Source organism: Shimia gijangensis (assembly GCF_900142085.1).
Taxonomy (GTDB): Bacteria; Pseudomonadota; Alphaproteobacteria; order Rhodobacterales; family Rhodobacteraceae; genus Shimia; species Shimia gijangensis.
Map to the genome: position 1 here is coordinate 113,241 of NZ_FQZQ01000007.1, position 15,148 is coordinate 128,388.

Annotated in this window: 12 protein-coding genes and 1 pseudogene; 6 read left to right on the forward strand and 7 right to left on the reverse strand. The window is 56.9% G+C overall.

Features of this window, described 5'->3' with window-relative positions; all coding sequences use genetic code 11:
- Positions 1-41: 41 nt before the first annotated feature.
- The 3 genes from BUC32_RS08155 to BUC32_RS08170 all read right to left on the reverse strand — a co-directional run bounded on the left by BUC32_RS08155 (position 42) and on the right by BUC32_RS08170 (position 4,739).
- Complete coding sequence (locus tag BUC32_RS08155) at positions 42-2,456, reverse strand: ligase-associated DNA damage response DEXH box helicase (RefSeq protein ID WP_245815153.1); 2,415 nt, start codon at positions 2,454-2,456, stop codon at positions 42-44.
- A 3-nt stretch (positions 2,457-2,459) separates the two neighbouring features.
- Complete coding sequence (locus BUC32_RS08160) at positions 2,460-2,780, reverse strand: ArsR/SmtB family transcription factor (protein ID WP_073251475.1); 321 nt, start codon at positions 2,778-2,780, stop codon at positions 2,460-2,462.
- Positions 2,781-3,503: 723 nt separating this feature from the next.
- Positions 3,504-4,739, reverse strand: coding sequence for a mandelate racemase/muconate lactonizing enzyme family protein (locus BUC32_RS08170; protein WP_073251482.1), 1,236 nt, complete (start codon positions 4,737-4,739; stop codon positions 3,504-3,506).
- A gap of 190 nt (positions 4,740-4,929) precedes the next feature.
- On the opposite strand from BUC32_RS08170, the gene BUC32_RS08175 reads away from it, so the two are divergent.
- The 5 genes and pseudogenes from BUC32_RS08175 to BUC32_RS08190 all read left to right on the forward strand — a co-directional run bounded on the left by BUC32_RS08175 (position 4,930) and on the right by BUC32_RS08190 (position 10,013).
- Positions 4,930-6,375 carry a M20 family peptidase gene (locus BUC32_RS08175; RefSeq protein WP_073251592.1) on the forward strand — a complete coding sequence of 482 codons (1,446 nt, stop codon included), beginning with the start codon at positions 4,930-4,932 and terminating at the stop codon, positions 6,373-6,375.
- Between the two features lie 160 nt (positions 6,376-6,535).
- The gene (locus tag BUC32_RS08180) at positions 6,536-8,398 is read left to right on the forward strand and encodes an adenylate/guanylate cyclase domain-containing protein (RefSeq protein ID WP_073251484.1); all 1,863 of its coding nucleotides are present in this window, start codon (positions 6,536-6,538) and stop codon (positions 8,396-8,398) included.
- Between the two features lie 88 nt (positions 8,399-8,486).
- A pseudogene (locus BUC32_RS20650) lies at positions 8,487-8,780 on the forward strand (helix-turn-helix domain-containing protein); the annotation flags it as partial.
- The gene (locus BUC32_RS20655) at positions 8,769-9,068 is read left to right on the forward strand and encodes a M20/M25/M40 family metallo-hydrolase (protein WP_281248969.1); all 300 of its coding nucleotides are present in this window, start codon (positions 8,769-8,771) and stop codon (positions 9,066-9,068) included. The pseudogene BUC32_RS20650 and the gene BUC32_RS20655, both read left to right, overlap by 12 nt.
- Before the next feature lie 138 nt (positions 9,069-9,206).
- Positions 9,207-10,013, forward strand: coding sequence for a class I SAM-dependent methyltransferase (locus BUC32_RS08190; protein ID WP_073251486.1), 807 nt, complete (start codon positions 9,207-9,209; stop codon positions 10,011-10,013).
- 77 nt (positions 10,014-10,090) lie between these two features.
- On the opposite strand, the gene tmpB is transcribed toward BUC32_RS08190, so the two are convergent.
- Together tmpB and tmpA are read right to left on the reverse strand one after the other, a co-directional pair.
- Positions 10,091-10,681: a (R)-1-hydroxy-2-trimethylaminoethylphosphonate oxygenase gene (tmpB, locus tag BUC32_RS08195; RefSeq protein ID WP_073251488.1), complete on the reverse strand. Its 591-nt coding sequence runs from the start codon at positions 10,679-10,681 to the stop codon at positions 10,091-10,093.
- On the reverse strand, positions 10,678-11,805 hold the full coding sequence (gene tmpA, locus BUC32_RS08200; protein WP_073251594.1) for a 2-trimethylaminoethylphosphonate dioxygenase: 1,128 nt from the start codon (positions 11,803-11,805) through the stop codon (positions 10,678-10,680). The genes tmpB and tmpA overlap by 4 nt, the downstream gene beginning before the upstream one ends.
- Positions 11,806-11,903: 98 nt before the next feature.
- Here tmpA and BUC32_RS08205 point away from each other — a divergent pair, with 98 nt between their 5' ends.
- Positions 11,904-12,758 (forward strand): LysR family transcriptional regulator, encoded by an 855-nt coding sequence (locus BUC32_RS08205; protein ID WP_073251490.1) that lies wholly within the window; start codon positions 11,904-11,906, stop codon positions 12,756-12,758.
- Positions 12,759-12,761: 3 nt separating this feature from the next.
- Here the strand turns inward: BUC32_RS08205 and BUC32_RS08210 are convergent, their stop codons facing one another.
- Both BUC32_RS08210 and BUC32_RS08215 read right to left on the reverse strand, forming a co-directional pair.
- Complete coding sequence (locus BUC32_RS08210) at positions 12,762-13,847, reverse strand: Zn-dependent alcohol dehydrogenase (protein ID WP_073251492.1); 1,086 nt, start codon at positions 13,845-13,847, stop codon at positions 12,762-12,764.
- 90 nt (positions 13,848-13,937) lie between these two features.
- Positions 13,938-15,140 (reverse strand): TCR/Tet family MFS transporter, encoded by a 1,203-nt coding sequence (locus BUC32_RS08215; RefSeq protein WP_073251596.1) that lies wholly within the window; start codon positions 15,138-15,140, stop codon positions 13,938-13,940.
- Between the last annotated feature and the right edge of the window lie 8 nt (positions 15,141-15,148).

Below are 15,148 nucleotides of genomic sequence, written 5' to 3' on the forward strand. Positions count from 1 at the left end.
AGCAGGAGGTGGCCGCCCCAAGTCTTTTCGACCAAACCAGGTTACGGTTGCAGCCCGGCTTCTCGCATGACGTCCGCGCTTTCTTCGGCCAACAGGCGTTCCTCGGCATCGCCGTCGATTCGCACCTTGCCAACTTCAAGAAACAGTGGGGCGGCAAGCGGAGTGACATGATCCAGACCGACCAGATCAATGCGCCCGTCCACGCGCGCCAGCATTTCTTCAATACGAGCAAAATCCACCAGACCCCGCATCGCTTCTTCGCGGGTGATCTGCATCATCAGATGATCGGGATCATATTTCAGCAAGGTGTCATAAAGGATGTCGCTGGAAAATGTGGCCTCCCGCCCGTTTTTCCGGGCCGAAGGCGTGTTGCGTTCAATCAGGCCCGCGATGGTGGCGACACCGCGAAACGTGCGTTTCATCAATGCATTCCCAGCAAGCCAGCCATCCAGACCGTCGCGCAAGACGTCTGCATCAAACAGGGAGCTGGGATCGGTGACCGCATCCAGTCCCCAGATCAACGTGGCATAGTCGGTGGCCACAAATCCCATGGGTGCCAGCCCCATATCTTCCATGCGTTTGGTTAACAGCAGGCCTAGCGTTTGTTGCGCGTTACGTCCGGCAAACCCATAGATGCAAAGGTTTTCCCGCCCGTCGCGGGGAAAGCTTTCCACCAAAAGCCTGTCGGATTGCGGCAGTCGGGACAGGTCGCGTTGCAGGTTAAGCCAATCGGCCGTGTGTTGCGGCAACTCGGGCCAGTCTTGGTGTTGAAACAGGCGCAGGATGCGTTGCGACAGTTGGGTTGAGGTCGAAAATTTGGTGCCCATAAAGGTGGCGATTTTGGGCTTTTTACTGGCGTTGCGACTGACCTCAACGGTCATTTCGCGCAGCCCCTCATAGCGCACGATCTTGCCGCCGATTAGAAACGTGTCACCCGGCGACAACGAGGCCGCAAACCCTTCTTCCACTTCCCCCAGCGGTCTGCCACCCCGGGCGCGTTTCAGACGTACTTTGAGCGTATCAGTGTCCTGAATGGTGCCCGCATTCATCCGGATGCGCGCCGCAGCGCGCGGATCACGCAGCTGCCATAGACCTTCTGGTGTTTGCACCAGCCGTTGCCAGCGGTCATAGGCCCGCAGCGCATAACCGCCCGTGGCGCAGAAATCGAGGCAGGCATCGAATTGATCACGCAGAAGCGTTGCAAAGGCCCCGGCGCTGGTCATTTCCTTAAAGAGATCATCGGCCCGAAAGGGGCCCGAGGCCGCGGCCAGCAGGATATGCTGACACAGGACATCCCGGGGGCCGGGCCCATGGGTTTCCCCATCCAGATCATGGTCGCGCACGGCCTGAAGCGCGGCCACACACTCAATGACTTCAAACCGGTTGGCCGGCACCAAAAGCGCCTTGGAGGGCGCGTTATAACGGTGATTGGCGCGCCCAATTCTCTGGACCAGCCGTTTTACGTTTTTCGGTGCACCCACTTGGATCACCAGATCCACGTCGCCCCAGTCGATGCCAAGATCCAGTGATCCCGTGCAGACAATTGCCCGCAAGTCCCCCCGCACCATCGCGGCCTCGACCCGCTCGCGTTGCTGGCGATCAAGACTGCCGTGATGGATGCCAATGGGCAGGCTGTCTTCATTGGCAAGCCACAGATTGTGAAAGAAAATCTCGGCCTGCGCGCGGGTGTTGTGGAAAATTAGCGTGGTGTTGTGTTGGCGAATTTGATCCATCACGGCAGGAATGGCATAACCCGCGCCGCCGCCTGACCAAGGCGGGGGCTCTTCGGTTTCCAACATAGAGATATCCGCATCCGGCCCCGGATCTGCGAGCAAAATATCGCAAGGGTCGGGATGGCGTGCCAGCAGGTTTGCAATCGCCTTGGGGTCGTCCACGGTTGCCGAAAGTCCGACGCGACGCAGGTCCGGGCAAAGCGTTTGCAATCGCGCCAGCGCCAACATCAACTGATCTCCGCGTTTGCTTTCGGCCAGCGCATGAATTTCGTCGACAATCACCCGCTTCAGCCCCCGAAACATCCGCGGCGCATCCTCATAAGATGTTAATAACGCGAGGCTTTCCGGCGTGGTCAGCAGAATGTGTGGCGGATCAACACGTTGGGCCTTTTTACGGGTTTGCGAGGTGTCTCCGGTGCGATCCTCGATGCGGATCGACAGGCCCATTTCTTCAACCGGAGTGCGCAAATTGCGTTTTATATCGGCGGCCAGCGCCTTCAATGGCGAGATATAGAGGGTGTGCAACCCGTCATGACCCTTCTCGGCCAAATCGACAAGGCTGGGTAAAAAGCCCGCCATGGTTTTGCCGCCACCGGTCGGCGCAATCAGCAACAGGCAGGGTGCATCGGCGCGCGTCAGCATGTCCAGCTGATGCGGATGTGCCTGCCAACCACGGCTGGCAAACCAGTTTTCAAAAACAGGGGGCAGGCCGCCTGGGGCCAAAACCTAATCCTCGGTTGGGCCGCAGAACAGGCGGTACAGCATGCCGATCACTTCCGATGTGTTCTGGTCAGCGAGGCTATAGTAGATCGTTTTGCCATCCCGTCGCGTTGACACCAAACCCTCTTCACGCAAGCGCGCCAGCATCTGGCTGACCGCAGCCTGGCGGATTTCCAGCAGACTTTCCAATTCGCCCACTGACTTTTCGCCCGACCCCAGATGACACAGGATCATCAACCGGCCTTCATGGGCAAGTGTTTTCAGATAGGCTGCCGCCGCCGCAGCGCTACGCGCCATTTCAGAAGGTGGGGCAGGGGTTTTTTGCATGTTCACGGGTGCGTTCCTCAGGTCTTTGTTCTGATATAACACGGGATTTTGAACATGGCGAGATCAGGGCGTTCATTTCCTCAGAGGCGGAACGCAATGATCGTATTTTGAACAAGTTGCCCTTACTTGCAAGCGGATAAAGGACTATCCAATGAGCCAATGAAGCCCTATTATTTTGCCTTCAGCACTTGTTGTTTGGTTTTCATTAGTGAGATTTTTTGGAACTAGTTTTGGAGAAAATGATAAAGAGTCTAGCCTTCTGCTTGGTGCTGTGTTTCTTGAGCTTGTCCATATCGTAACTAGTCCCATATTCCCTAAATGGCCCTGCAATGTCCTGTTTGACTGCTGCTAACGAGAATGGCGACGGTGAAGCCGTCGCTAGGTTTTACGCCAAAAGCAGTGGCAACTATGACGCGACATTAGATTACATTCTGAATAGCCATTTCCGCCTTCGAAATGAAACGGTTAGCGCCAACGGTGAAAACCGAAATCTAGTGTTTGTTACGAATTATGATAATCTCAGATGCTATTTAATGAACTCGTTTTCCAACGATGGGTCGATAATCCAAGTGGAAACCCACCAACAAAACAGCCACACCATAATCGCAAAAATCCGGTAAGCTGTTTCAGAGTTTCTGGGTTACTGTGACTGGCGCCGATCCGATGGTCAAAAGAACGTGAACGTTAGGCTTGATCCAGACGTATGCACATCGAAAAACTTACCTACTCTCCCGTCACAGGCGGCGCACCGCCGACAAAGTTGTTGCCCCCCGCATAATCACAAGGCGCGTCCTGCATTTCCAGATGCAGTCCTTTGCCAGTGAAAGGATGTGCGCGGGCGAGGTCTTCGTCGACCTCTATGCCCAGACCCGCCTCGGTCGGGGCCTCGATATAGCCATCCTCAACCTTAAAGCTGTGCTTGATCAGGCCATAGTGGAAATCGGTCTCGATGCTTTCGACCAGCAGGCAATTCGGGATCGACACGCCCAGTTGGATATTGGCAGCCCACTCAATCGGTCCGGCATAAAAATGCGGTGCGATCTGGGCGTTATAGACCTCAGCAATCGCGGCGACCTTTTTCATTTCCCAGATACCACCTGCGCGCCCCAGTGCGGGTTGCAGGATCGTCGCCGCCCCCTGACGCAGCACCTCGGCAAACTCGGCCTTGGTGGTCAGGCGTTCTCCGGTGGCAATTGGCGTGGTGACCGCACGTGCGACTTTGGCCATCTCGCCGTAGTTATCCGGCGGGGTCGGCTCTTCGAACCACAACGGCGAATAGGGCTCCAGCGCCGTGCCCATGCGTATCGCGCCTGCCGTTGAGAATTGACCATGCGTGCCAAACAACAGATCGGCGCGGTCGCCCACGGCCTCACGGATGGCTTTGCAAAAGGCCACGGATTTGGTGATGTCATTCATCGACGGCATATGGCCACCGCGCATCGTATAGGGGCCAGCGGGGTCGAATTTCACTGCCGTATAACCTTTGTCCACCGCAACCGTTGCCGCCTCGGCGGCCATTTCCGGCGAGGACCAGAATGCGTTGATGTCCTGATGCGGCAGTGGATAAAGATAGGTATAGGCGCGCAGACGGTCGTTCATCTTGCCACCGATCAGCGCATAGATCGGGCGGTCGCGATCTTTGCCAACAATATCCCAACACGCCATTTCCAAACCCGAAAACGCGCCCATCACGGTCAGATCGGGCCGTTGTGTAAAGCCGGATGAATACGACCGGCGGAACAGCCTTTCGATGTTTTCGGGGTTTTCACCAAAGAAATAGCGCTCAAACAGATCGCGGATCACATGGGTCATGGCTTCGGGGCTGACCGAAGACGCATAGCATTCACCCCAGCCAACAATGCCGGTGTCCGAGGTGACTTTGACAAAAATCCAGTATCGCCCACCCCATCCGGGGGCCGGTGGCGCAGTGACGATGATGTCGAGGTCTTGTAGGCGCATGATCTCTCTCCGTTTGTACCTCACGGTGGCGTGGTCAGACCCCCTGCGCAAGGCTGAAAGCGGCAAAGATTTGTCGGGAACGGGTGGTGAGACCGAAATCTGACGTTAAGTCAGCCGTGACAGATGGGTGGGTTTCTCGCCAAAGTCAGTGACAGGTTCGGTCCTAATGATCCCTTGGGAGGGCAACACGATGTTTAAGCGTATTTTGGCGGCCATAGCGGTTTTGGTTTTGGGGCTGGTCGCCGTGATCGCCGTAAAGACATTCCTTTACACCCCTCCTGAGATTGCCGAAACACCCCCCTTTGAGTTGGCGGTCGACACAGATCAAGTTGTGCAGGACATGGCCAAGGCCGTGCGATTCAAGACCGTGTCGACGGATATGACCCACCCTGATTTTCCGGCTTTTCTGGACTTTCTAAAGGCCACTTATCCCGGCGTTCATGCCACCATGGAGCGGGTTGAGCTAGATAAGATGACACCGCTTTACAAATGGCAGGGAAAAAATGCGGACCTGAAGCCGGTGTTGCTGGCGGCGCATTATGATGTTGTGCCTGTGGCGCCGTCTTCGCTCGATCAATGGGTGTACCCGCCATTTGAGGGAACGGTCTCTGATGGCTATGTCTGGGGACGCGGCACGCTGGACAATAAGGGCGCGCTGATCACGCTGATGGCCACCGCTGAGCAACTGATCGCAGATGGGTTTACCCCGGAACGCACAATCTACTTCGCCTTTGGCGGCGACGAAGAGGTGGGCGGAGAAGGGGCCATCGCCGTGGCCAAGTACCTGACCTCACAAGGTGTTCAGCTGGCCTGGGCCTTGGACGAAGGGTCCTTTGTGCTCGACAAGATTATCCCCGGATTAGAAGTGCCTGTGGCCAGCATCAACCTGTCGGAAAAGGGCTATGTCACCATGACGCTTGTGGCGAACGGGGCGGGCGGGCATTCGTCTATGCCGCCGCGTGAAACCGCCGTTGGGCAAGTGGCCCGTGCGGTGCACCGCCTGCAGGAAAACCCCGTGCCCGGGGGGCTGACGGGTGTCTCTGCCGAGTTCTTTGATGCGCTTGGCCGTCATTTTACGCTGGATAAACGCGCGATTTTTGCCAACCGCTGGCTGTTTGATCCGGTGCTAGAGGGCATCCTGTCGGGCGCTTCGTCCACGGACGCGATGCTGCGGACAACAACGGCGCCAACCATGCTGTCGGGCTCGCCTAAGGAAAACGTTTTGGCCATGCGGGCCACAGCAACGATCAATTTCCGTCTGCACCCGCGTGACTCGGTCGATGATATTATCGAACACGTCCGCCGCACCATTGATGACGACAAGATTGAGATCGTGGTGAACCGCGAGTTTGCCTCGCCCGCGTCGCCCGTGTCGGATTCCAGCGGCCCCGGTTATCTTGATGTCGAAGCGTCTATCCGCGAAGCCTTTGGCCCCATTGCCACCGTGCCCGGCCTGACCATCGCCGCCACGGATGCGCGCCACTATGCCAAAGCCGCCGATGCCGCCTATCGCATCAACCCATTCAAAATCACCAACGATGATCTGGTTCGGTTTCACGGATTGAATGAGCGTTTGTCGATTGAGAACATTCAGGCCGGGATCAACTTTTACGCGGCATTGATTGGACGGCAGTAGGGGATTATGCCGCGGCGCCGCTGAAGTGAGGAACGTCCGCTTCGAGCCCATTTCAGACGTCACTTTTTGTGTCAGACCAGCCCATTCCGTCGGCAATCTCTCGCGTTCTAGACGCGCAGCCATCCTTTAAGGTAAGTTCTACGCAGTGGAGATATGGACTGTGGAAAATGAACATCAGGAACGCAAGCTAACAACAATCCTCTCGGCGGACGTGGTGGGGTTTTCAAAACTCATGAACGACGACGAGAGCGGCACGCTGGCAGCGCTCAAAGAGCTCCGCCGGTCAGAGATTAATCCCCGCATAGAAAGCCATCACGGACGCACCATCAAACTTATGGGAGACGGGAGTCTCGTGGAGTTTGCCAGCGTGGTTGATGCTGTCAGCTTTGCGGTGGATGTGCAGCACGCTCTTGCCCGATCACAGGATGGCAAGCCAGAGGAAGATCGTATCCGGTTTCGGATCGGCATTAACGTGGGGGACGTTATCGTTGACGGGGACGATATTTACGGCGACGGAGTCAATGTCGCTGCCCGGATCGAAGGACTGGCAGAACCCGGTGGGATTTGTGTCTCGCACACCGTTTTCGATCACGTGGAAGGCAAGCTTGATCTGAGTTTCACGGCGATGGGGCCGCAGCATGTCAAAAACATTCCCGCTCCGTTGGATGTCTATAAGATTGATCTCGATAACCGCTCTGAAACATTGATAACCGATCCGCGGTCTACAGACGGTGGGTTGCCAACCGAGACAAAGCGGCCCGGAGTGAAGCGCTGGGTATTGGCCGCAGCACTTCTTGCAATTGGGGTTGCCTTTGCGACGCTCCAGTTCCGGCCCGCCCCGGCAGCCGCACCTGTGATTGCTGTTCTTCCGTTTGAAGATTTCAGCGCCGAACCTCATCAGGGCGTTGTGAACGACGCTGTCAGCGATGGCATCATCACGTCATTGGCGCGGTATGGAGAGTTCACCGTTATCTCGCGCCGCTCCAGCTTTAAATTCCGCGATTCTGATCTAGGCATTTCCGAAGTAGCCGACCAGCTGGGTGCAGACTTTGTTCTGGAAGGCAGCCAGCAATTTGACGGCAAGCGATTGCGGACGGCGGCTCAGTTGATTGACGCCGAGACACAGGCACATGTCTGGACGGATGAGTTCGATGTTCCCTTGGGCGAAATGCTAAAGACCAACAGCTTGATCAGCCGGAAGATTGCCAATGCCGTCGGGGCCAAGGTTGTTGACACGGCTGAGGCGCAGATGACCAAAGGCGATGTCAGCGCCTTGCTGATTGCGAATGCCGCGCAAAGCCGGATAATGCGAAACTTTTCCCAGGAAAGCCTGTTGAAGAATATAGAAGAGCAGGAACAGTCACTAAAGGATTATCCTGACTCTGCGTGGGGTTACCTTGGGCAGGCGTTGTCTCTGCGGATTGGGTTGCGCTATGGCTGGATTGAGGGAGATGAAGACGCCATTCGCAAACGGATGCACGAACTTGCGCGCCGGGGTGTAGAACTCGACCCAAACAACTTCCTTGCTTATCACGCTTTGGGGCGGGCCCTGATGATGAATCGCGATGTCGAAGCTGCAGCGGTCGCGTTTCGCCATGCGGTCGATCTGAACCCGTCGTCATTCTTTGCACGGAATGCACTGGCCCAGGCACTGTCCCGAATTGGAAAAACCGAGGAAGCCTTGGCAGAGATAGCGGAAATCGAGCGCATCGACCCGCTTTACGGGCACAACACGGCGTGGGACAAGGCCATAATCCAGTGGCAGATTGGGGAATGTGAGCAGGCGCGTGAGACATTTCTGTCGGACCCTTCGGTACCAACGGCCGCGAACAAAGCGCTTGCCGCAATTCACCATTGCCTTGGCAATCTAGACAAAGCGGCCAAAGCCATGGCGGAATACGTTACCGAAAACCCTAACTGGACTGTGTCGCGGGAGCGCGATGTGCTGACGGGCATGTGGACCGCACCGGGTGCGCTAAACCGTTGGCTTGAGGCGATGAAAGCGTCAGGGATGCCATTGTGAAGCTTGAAAGGTTTTGACCGCTTTGTCCCGGCGGTTTCAACGGGTCGACGCAACACTTTAATCTTTTGGGAGAGATGGAGTGTTGATCATGAAGTACCGGACGCGAACGTTTTATACGGACAAACAGAAGTCAGAGATGTGGGACCGCTGGCAACGCGGTGAATCACTGAGTTCGATTGGGCGTCACTTCAATCGCGCGTCGTCTTCGATCTTCCCTCATTTGGCGCAATTTGGTGGGATCCGCCCACCGCAACGCAGGCGGTCGCGATGGGCTTTGAGCCTGACGGAACGCGAGGAGATTTCCCGTGGGCTTGTCGCACAGCAGTCGTTTCGATCAATCGCACAAAGCCTGAACCGGTCACCTTCGACAATCAGCCGCGAGTTTGCCTCGCCCGCGTCGCCCGTGTCGGATTCCAGCGGCCCCGGTTATCTTGATGTCGAAGCGTCTATCCGCGAAGCCTTTGGCCCCATTGCCACCGTGCCCGGCCTGACCATCGCCGCCACGGATGCGCGCCACTATGCCAAAGCCGCCGATGCCGCCTATCGCATCAACCCATTCAAAATCACCAACGATGATCTGGTTCGGTTTCACGGATTGAACGAGCGTTTGTCGATTGAGAACATTCAGGCCGGGATCAACTTTTACGCGGCATTGATTGGACGGCAGTAGGGGATTATGCAGCGGCGCCGCTGAAGAGAGGAACGTCCGCTTCGAGCCCAAAGCGAACCATTCTGAACCCGAATAGAACCACTTCGCAGTATGTGCTATGCTCTGGGTCTAGAACGATTTGTGGAAGGGAGACAATTGATGAAAAGCGAAGCAACTCAAGAAGAACTTCAGGCAGGTCGTGGATATGAAGCTCTTTTCGTTCCAGCGGTATTTGCACCTTGGCCGGCTCACCTCGTAGACGGCGCTGCTGTCAGAGAAGGCTCAAGTGTTCTTGATATTGCCTGTGGTTCGGGAGTGCTCGCACGAGCGGCACTGGAGGCTACAGGCAAGTCTGGCCGGGTCGTCGGTCTGGATCCGGCGCCGGGGATGATTGCGGCAGCAAGGGAGGTCGAACCCCAAATCGATTGGGTTCTGGGCAGCGCCGAAAAATTGCCTTTTGACAATGGCTCATTCGATTGTGTTGTCTCTCAGTTCGGCATGATGTTCTTCCAAGATCACCCTAAAGCCGCTTATGAAATGTACCGGGTTGCCAAGTCGGGTGGCAAACTGGCCGTGGCGGTCTGGCACTCGATCGACAAGAATCCGGCGTATAGAGATATTGTCGCGGTATTGGACGAACATGTATCACCAGAAGCGGCTGATGCCTTACGGCTGCCGTTCTGTTTGGGTGATCCGGATCAGGTCGCCGGGTTATTTTCTCAAGCAGGATTTGACAATATTGAGATCAAAACGAAGGTTGAGCAGGCAAAGTTCCCCAGCAGTCGGACAATGGTGGAAGCTGAACTTCGAGGCTGGCTGCCTCTTTTCGATATTTTTCTTAGCGAAGAGAAAATCGGCGAAGTGCTGGAAAAATCCGATGCAAAGCTAATGAAGTACTCCTCGCCATCCGGAGAGGCCGTTTTCCCAACATCCGGCTACATCATAACAGCTCAAAAATCAGAGTAGGTTATACATTTGGGGCGTGTCCGGACTTCAACTTTGTCCTGCAAAGCAGCCTTTTCCTCAAAAAAATCGCCTAACCATCATCCCCCACACTTCTCATCCACCAACCGCTGCACCATTGGTGCAAAGTATTCGAAATCCGGGGTTTGCATGTCGTCGCGTTTGCCAGCTTCATCCAGATAGCGCACCTGAATGATCTTCTCGAGGTTTGGGTTGGCTTCAAACGCCGCGACTTCTTCGGCATCCATCGGCCCGCCCTGTAGCTCCAGCGTATGTACCGAGGCAGGCGACAAGCGTTTAAAGTACTCAGGTTTCGTGGCGCAGAGATACCGCTTGGCCGCCACATGGTACAGCACGCAATCGGTGATCACCGACGGGAAAAACGGCGCCAGAACCTCAGCGCCCGCATCCTCGTGATGGCGGTCTTCGGTGTCGGTAGGGGCATAGGTGCCAAATTCGGACGTAAAATGCCCGATATCGTGCAGTAATGCGCCCACAATGATGTCCTCGGGCATGCCGTTCTGCTCGGCAATCGTCGCGCCTTGCAGCATGTGCTCGGCCATGGTGACCGGTTCGCCCAGGTATTCCTCACCACCACGTCGTTCAAATATGTCGCCCAGAAAAGCAACAATATTGTCCTTGTTGAGTTGACTGAAATCCGGTTTGCTCACGCGCTTTCCTCCAAGGCTGCCAGCGTCGACAATACGCCATCTTTGTCCGCGTAGCACCCCTGCAACCAGCGGCTGCCTTCGCCGGAATACCCCTTGCGCGCGTGTAGGACACGGGTGTTGTCCACCACAAAGGCTTCACCGGGCTCAAGCTTGAAAATCACCTCCATACTCTCATCATCAATGATGTCCGAGAGTTGACGATAGGCGGCATAATACGCCGTCATCTCGTCAAAGGGGATGTCCGTGAGTGGGGCGATTGAGCGGGAGTTGAAGCGTACAGCGCGCAAGGTTCCGTCCGGGTCCAGTTCGATCATCGGGCGACGCGATTGCAGCTTCACACCCGCGCTGCCAGAGTAAGAAAACCGCGCCGTGTATTTGGCGAGCAGGTCAAACCCTTCTGGGTTTTCGGCTTTCAGCCGTAGCGCACAGGCATAGCCGTCGACCACCATATTTTCACCACCCGCCGCCGAGTTATCCAGACAGGACAGTACCTGAATAGACGGCACCGGGTCGCGGTAGGGGTTGTCGGTGTGTGCCTGCAAACCAAGGCCGGTGTAGGCAAGGTTCACAGGGTTCACCTCGGTGCGCACTTCAAAATGGCGTCCATAATTGGTTTCGCGCACATAGCCAAAAAGATCGACAATCTTGTAAAGGTTACCGTTCTCTACGGGCAGGTTCGTGACCTTGGCAAAGCCATAGCGCCGGATCGCTTCCAGCCAGTTACGCCGCGCCGTGTCATCGCGTGTCAGGGCCGCATAGTCGCCCGCAGGCACATCCGCATTGAGTGTGTTGTCCCAGGCCTCGACGCCCTCGGCCAGTTGCCCCGCGGTACGGGGCTGGGCGTTGTCATAGGCATGTGTTGCAAGCCATGTCAGATCATAGTTGGCCTTGTGCTGCTCGGGCGCAAATTCCAACGTCAGATGATCGCCATTTACCGACGCGGCGCTGATCGTGACGTCCAGCGACAGGTCCGCCAGCGTGATCAACCGTTGCCCGTTCACAGGGTCCCGCGTGGCGCCGTCAATCGCGTTGTCACGCAGCCAGATCGCATGGAACCGTTTTGGACCGTCTGCCGTGTCCAATGTCAAAATCCGACCGCCATCGATGAGTGAAACCTGTGTCATGATCCAAAAATCCCATAAATCTGTTTTCTGGACTAAGGTGCACATGTTAATCCATTATGACAAATTATCCTTTTTGAAACTTAGAGTCAGATTGCCTAATGCAAACACCCAGCTTTGATCAGTTGCCGCTTGAATGGATTCGGGCCTTTGAAGCCGCCGCGCGGCTGGGCAGTTTTACGGCGGCTGCGGGGGAAACCGGTCTCACCCAATCGGCCATCAGTCAGCGTATTGGCCATCTTGAGGCCCGGCTTGGCACACGGCTGTTTTTGCGTCAGGCCCGGCAGATCACCCTGACTCCCGAGGGCGAAGCATGGCTGCCGCATGTGCAGCTTTCCCTTGAAGGTTTGCGTGACAGCACTGAGGCACTGTTTGGGGTGGCCCGAAACCGCATTACGCTCTCGGCCAGTTCTTCGATCACTGAGTTGTGGCTGGTGCCGCGACTGGCGCGACTTGCGGCCGAAACCGGGGCAGACATTCGCCTGCGCACAATGGTTGTCACCAGCGGCGAAGCCAAAGACGACTCGATCCGCATCCGTTACGGGGCAGGGGATTGGAGCGAAACGCATCGCATCCCGCTTTATGATGAACGGCTAAGCCCGGTTGCCACACCACAATTGCTGAGCACTGGGAATTGGCAGGACCTGCCGCGTCTTTCGGTGTCTGGCCCGCGCCCGGATTGGCGACAATGGTCCGAGCAATTTGGCACATCCACGACCCCCGTCCCCTATTTGCGATTTGACACGTTCTCCTCGGCTCTGGCCGCGGCCCGCGCCGGGTTGGGGGTTTTGCTGGCGTCTTTGCCCTTGGTTGAAGCCGACCTGACAAGCGGGACATTAAAAGGGGCCAGCACAAACGTACTGACCCATCATGAAACCTATTGGCTTCTGGCTGCCAAAGAGCGGGTGTCACGCCGGCAATGGCAACAGCTTGTCGCTTGTCTGTCCGATACCTGACCCCTACTTGAACAGGATCACATTGCGCTTGGCCGATCCGGTCTTGGTGTCGGCAATCGCATCGTTGATCTGGCCCAGTTTCCACCGCCCCGAGATCAACTCATCCAGTTTCAGACGCCCTTGTTCATAAAGATCCACCATCCACGGGATATCACGCTTGATCACCACGTCGCCCATCTTGGACCCTTGCATGCCCTGACCCAATGCCGCGAGGATCACCGGTTCATAGGTTGAGGTCTGCCCCGAATGTGGCATGCCCACCATGATCACCTTGCCGCCACCCGCCAGATAGCGTGGCGCGTCGTTATAGGCCGGAATGGCACCCACCGTGACGATCACAGCATCCGCGCCGCGCCCCATGGCGCGCATCGCTTTGATCCAGGGCTTCTTGTCCGTGGCCAGGACGCCGTCGGTGGCGCCAAATTCCTTGGCAATGGCCAGCTTTTCTTCGCTGACATCGACCGCGACGATGCGCCGGGCACCTGCAATCCGCGCACCTTGAATGGCGTTCAGACCAACGCCGCCAGTGCCAATCACGACCACATCCTGACCGGCCCGTAGACCAGCGGCATTCACCACGGCACCGACACCTGTGATGACACCACAGGCGATCAGGCTGGCGGCTTCCATCGGGATGTCGCCGGTGAACTTCACCACCTGGCTTTGATCCACCACCACCTTTTCGGCAAAGGCCCCGCAGGCCATAGCCTGATGCAATTTACCACCATCGGCAGTGGTCAGTGGCCCCTTGTCGCCGTCATACGGCGTTTCGCACCCGGTGGGTTTGCCGCCTGAACACGACGGGCAAGACCCGCAAGCCCGGATCAGAGTGACAATCACTTTGTCGCCTTCTGCAACGCCTTGCACTCCGGCGCCGACACCCGTCACCAGACCGGCGGCTTCGTGGCCGTAGACGGCAGGCAAAGACCCACCCCAGCCACCTTCAGCATAGGTGATGTCCGAGTGGCAGATCGCGACAGCCTCGAGAGAGACTTCGACTTCGCCCATATCGGGTGCCCGCAGGTTTACGTTTTCGATAACGAATGGTTGCCCGAACTCATGGCACACCGCGGCTTTGATTGTTTGCACGTTGCTGTCTCCCCTAACGATTGTCACAGGATTGCGCGGTGAGTTGAGTCGGTGCAAGGCAGAATGAGACAACGCTGCGTCGCAAATGGTTTACGCGCGTTGTTTTGAGCGCAGGAAAAACACGATGGCCAGAACCATGACGAACGCCGACATCAAAAACGGTGCGCCGGGGGCGTATATCTTGGCGGCGGGGCCGGAATACATCGCAAAAACCTGCGTCATCACCAGCGGTGTCACCACCGTGGCCAGTGACACCAGACTTGCCAGAACCCCCTGTAGTTCGCCCTGGGCATCATCCGCCACGCGGCGCGACAGAATGGCCTGCAAGGCCGGAAAGCCAACGCTGGCCGTGGCCACTATTGGGATCATCAGCAAGACCCATGTCGCATTTGTCGCAAATCCGAAAAAGACCAAAAACACCATCTCGCCCACAAGGCCGATCATCACCGTGCGCCGGTCTCCCCACATCCGGATGGCAGGCTTGACCAGCACCGCCTGAGCAAAGGCATAAAAGCTACCGTAAATCGCCAAAGACAGGCCGATCATGCCCGGTGACCAGTCAAACAGTTCGGTGCCGAAATAGGGCCAGATCACCGAATAGACGATCATCGCCACTTCGTAGAAAAAATAGGTCACCAACAAGAGAAACACGCCAGGCAAACGCCCGATGGAACGGAACGCGCCAAAGGGGTTGGCTCGCGCCCAGCGAAGCGGGCGGCGCAACTCAGGGCTGAGGCTTTCGGTCAACACGAAATAGCCCGCCACCGCCGTGGCTGCTGCCAGAACTGCGGCGACATAAAATGGCGTGCGGGTGCCAAATTCGGCCAGCAGCCCGCCAAAGGCCGGACCGATCACAAACCCGATCCCAAAAGCCGCATGCGCATAGCCAAAGCGCGCGGCCTTTTCATCGCCTTTCGAGACGTCCGCCATATAGGCCATCACGGTGGCAAAGGTCGCCGCCGTGATGCCGCCCACAATGCGCCCCACCAGCAACAGCCACATCGTATCCGCCAACGCCATCACCAGATAATCCAGCGCCATCACCACCAATGCGACCAACATCACAGGACGCCGCCCAAACCGGTCCGAGATATTGCCGATGATCGGGCCAAACAGGAACTGCATCACCGCAAACGCCGTGGTCAGAATGCCCCCCCAGATCGCCGCATCCGCAAGGTTGCTGCCTGACACCTCGCGCAACAGATTCGGCATCACCGGCAGGATCAGGCCAATGCCCATCGCATCGATCATGGCGATCGACAGGATAACCAACAGTGGCAGACGGGATGACATCAGGCGCG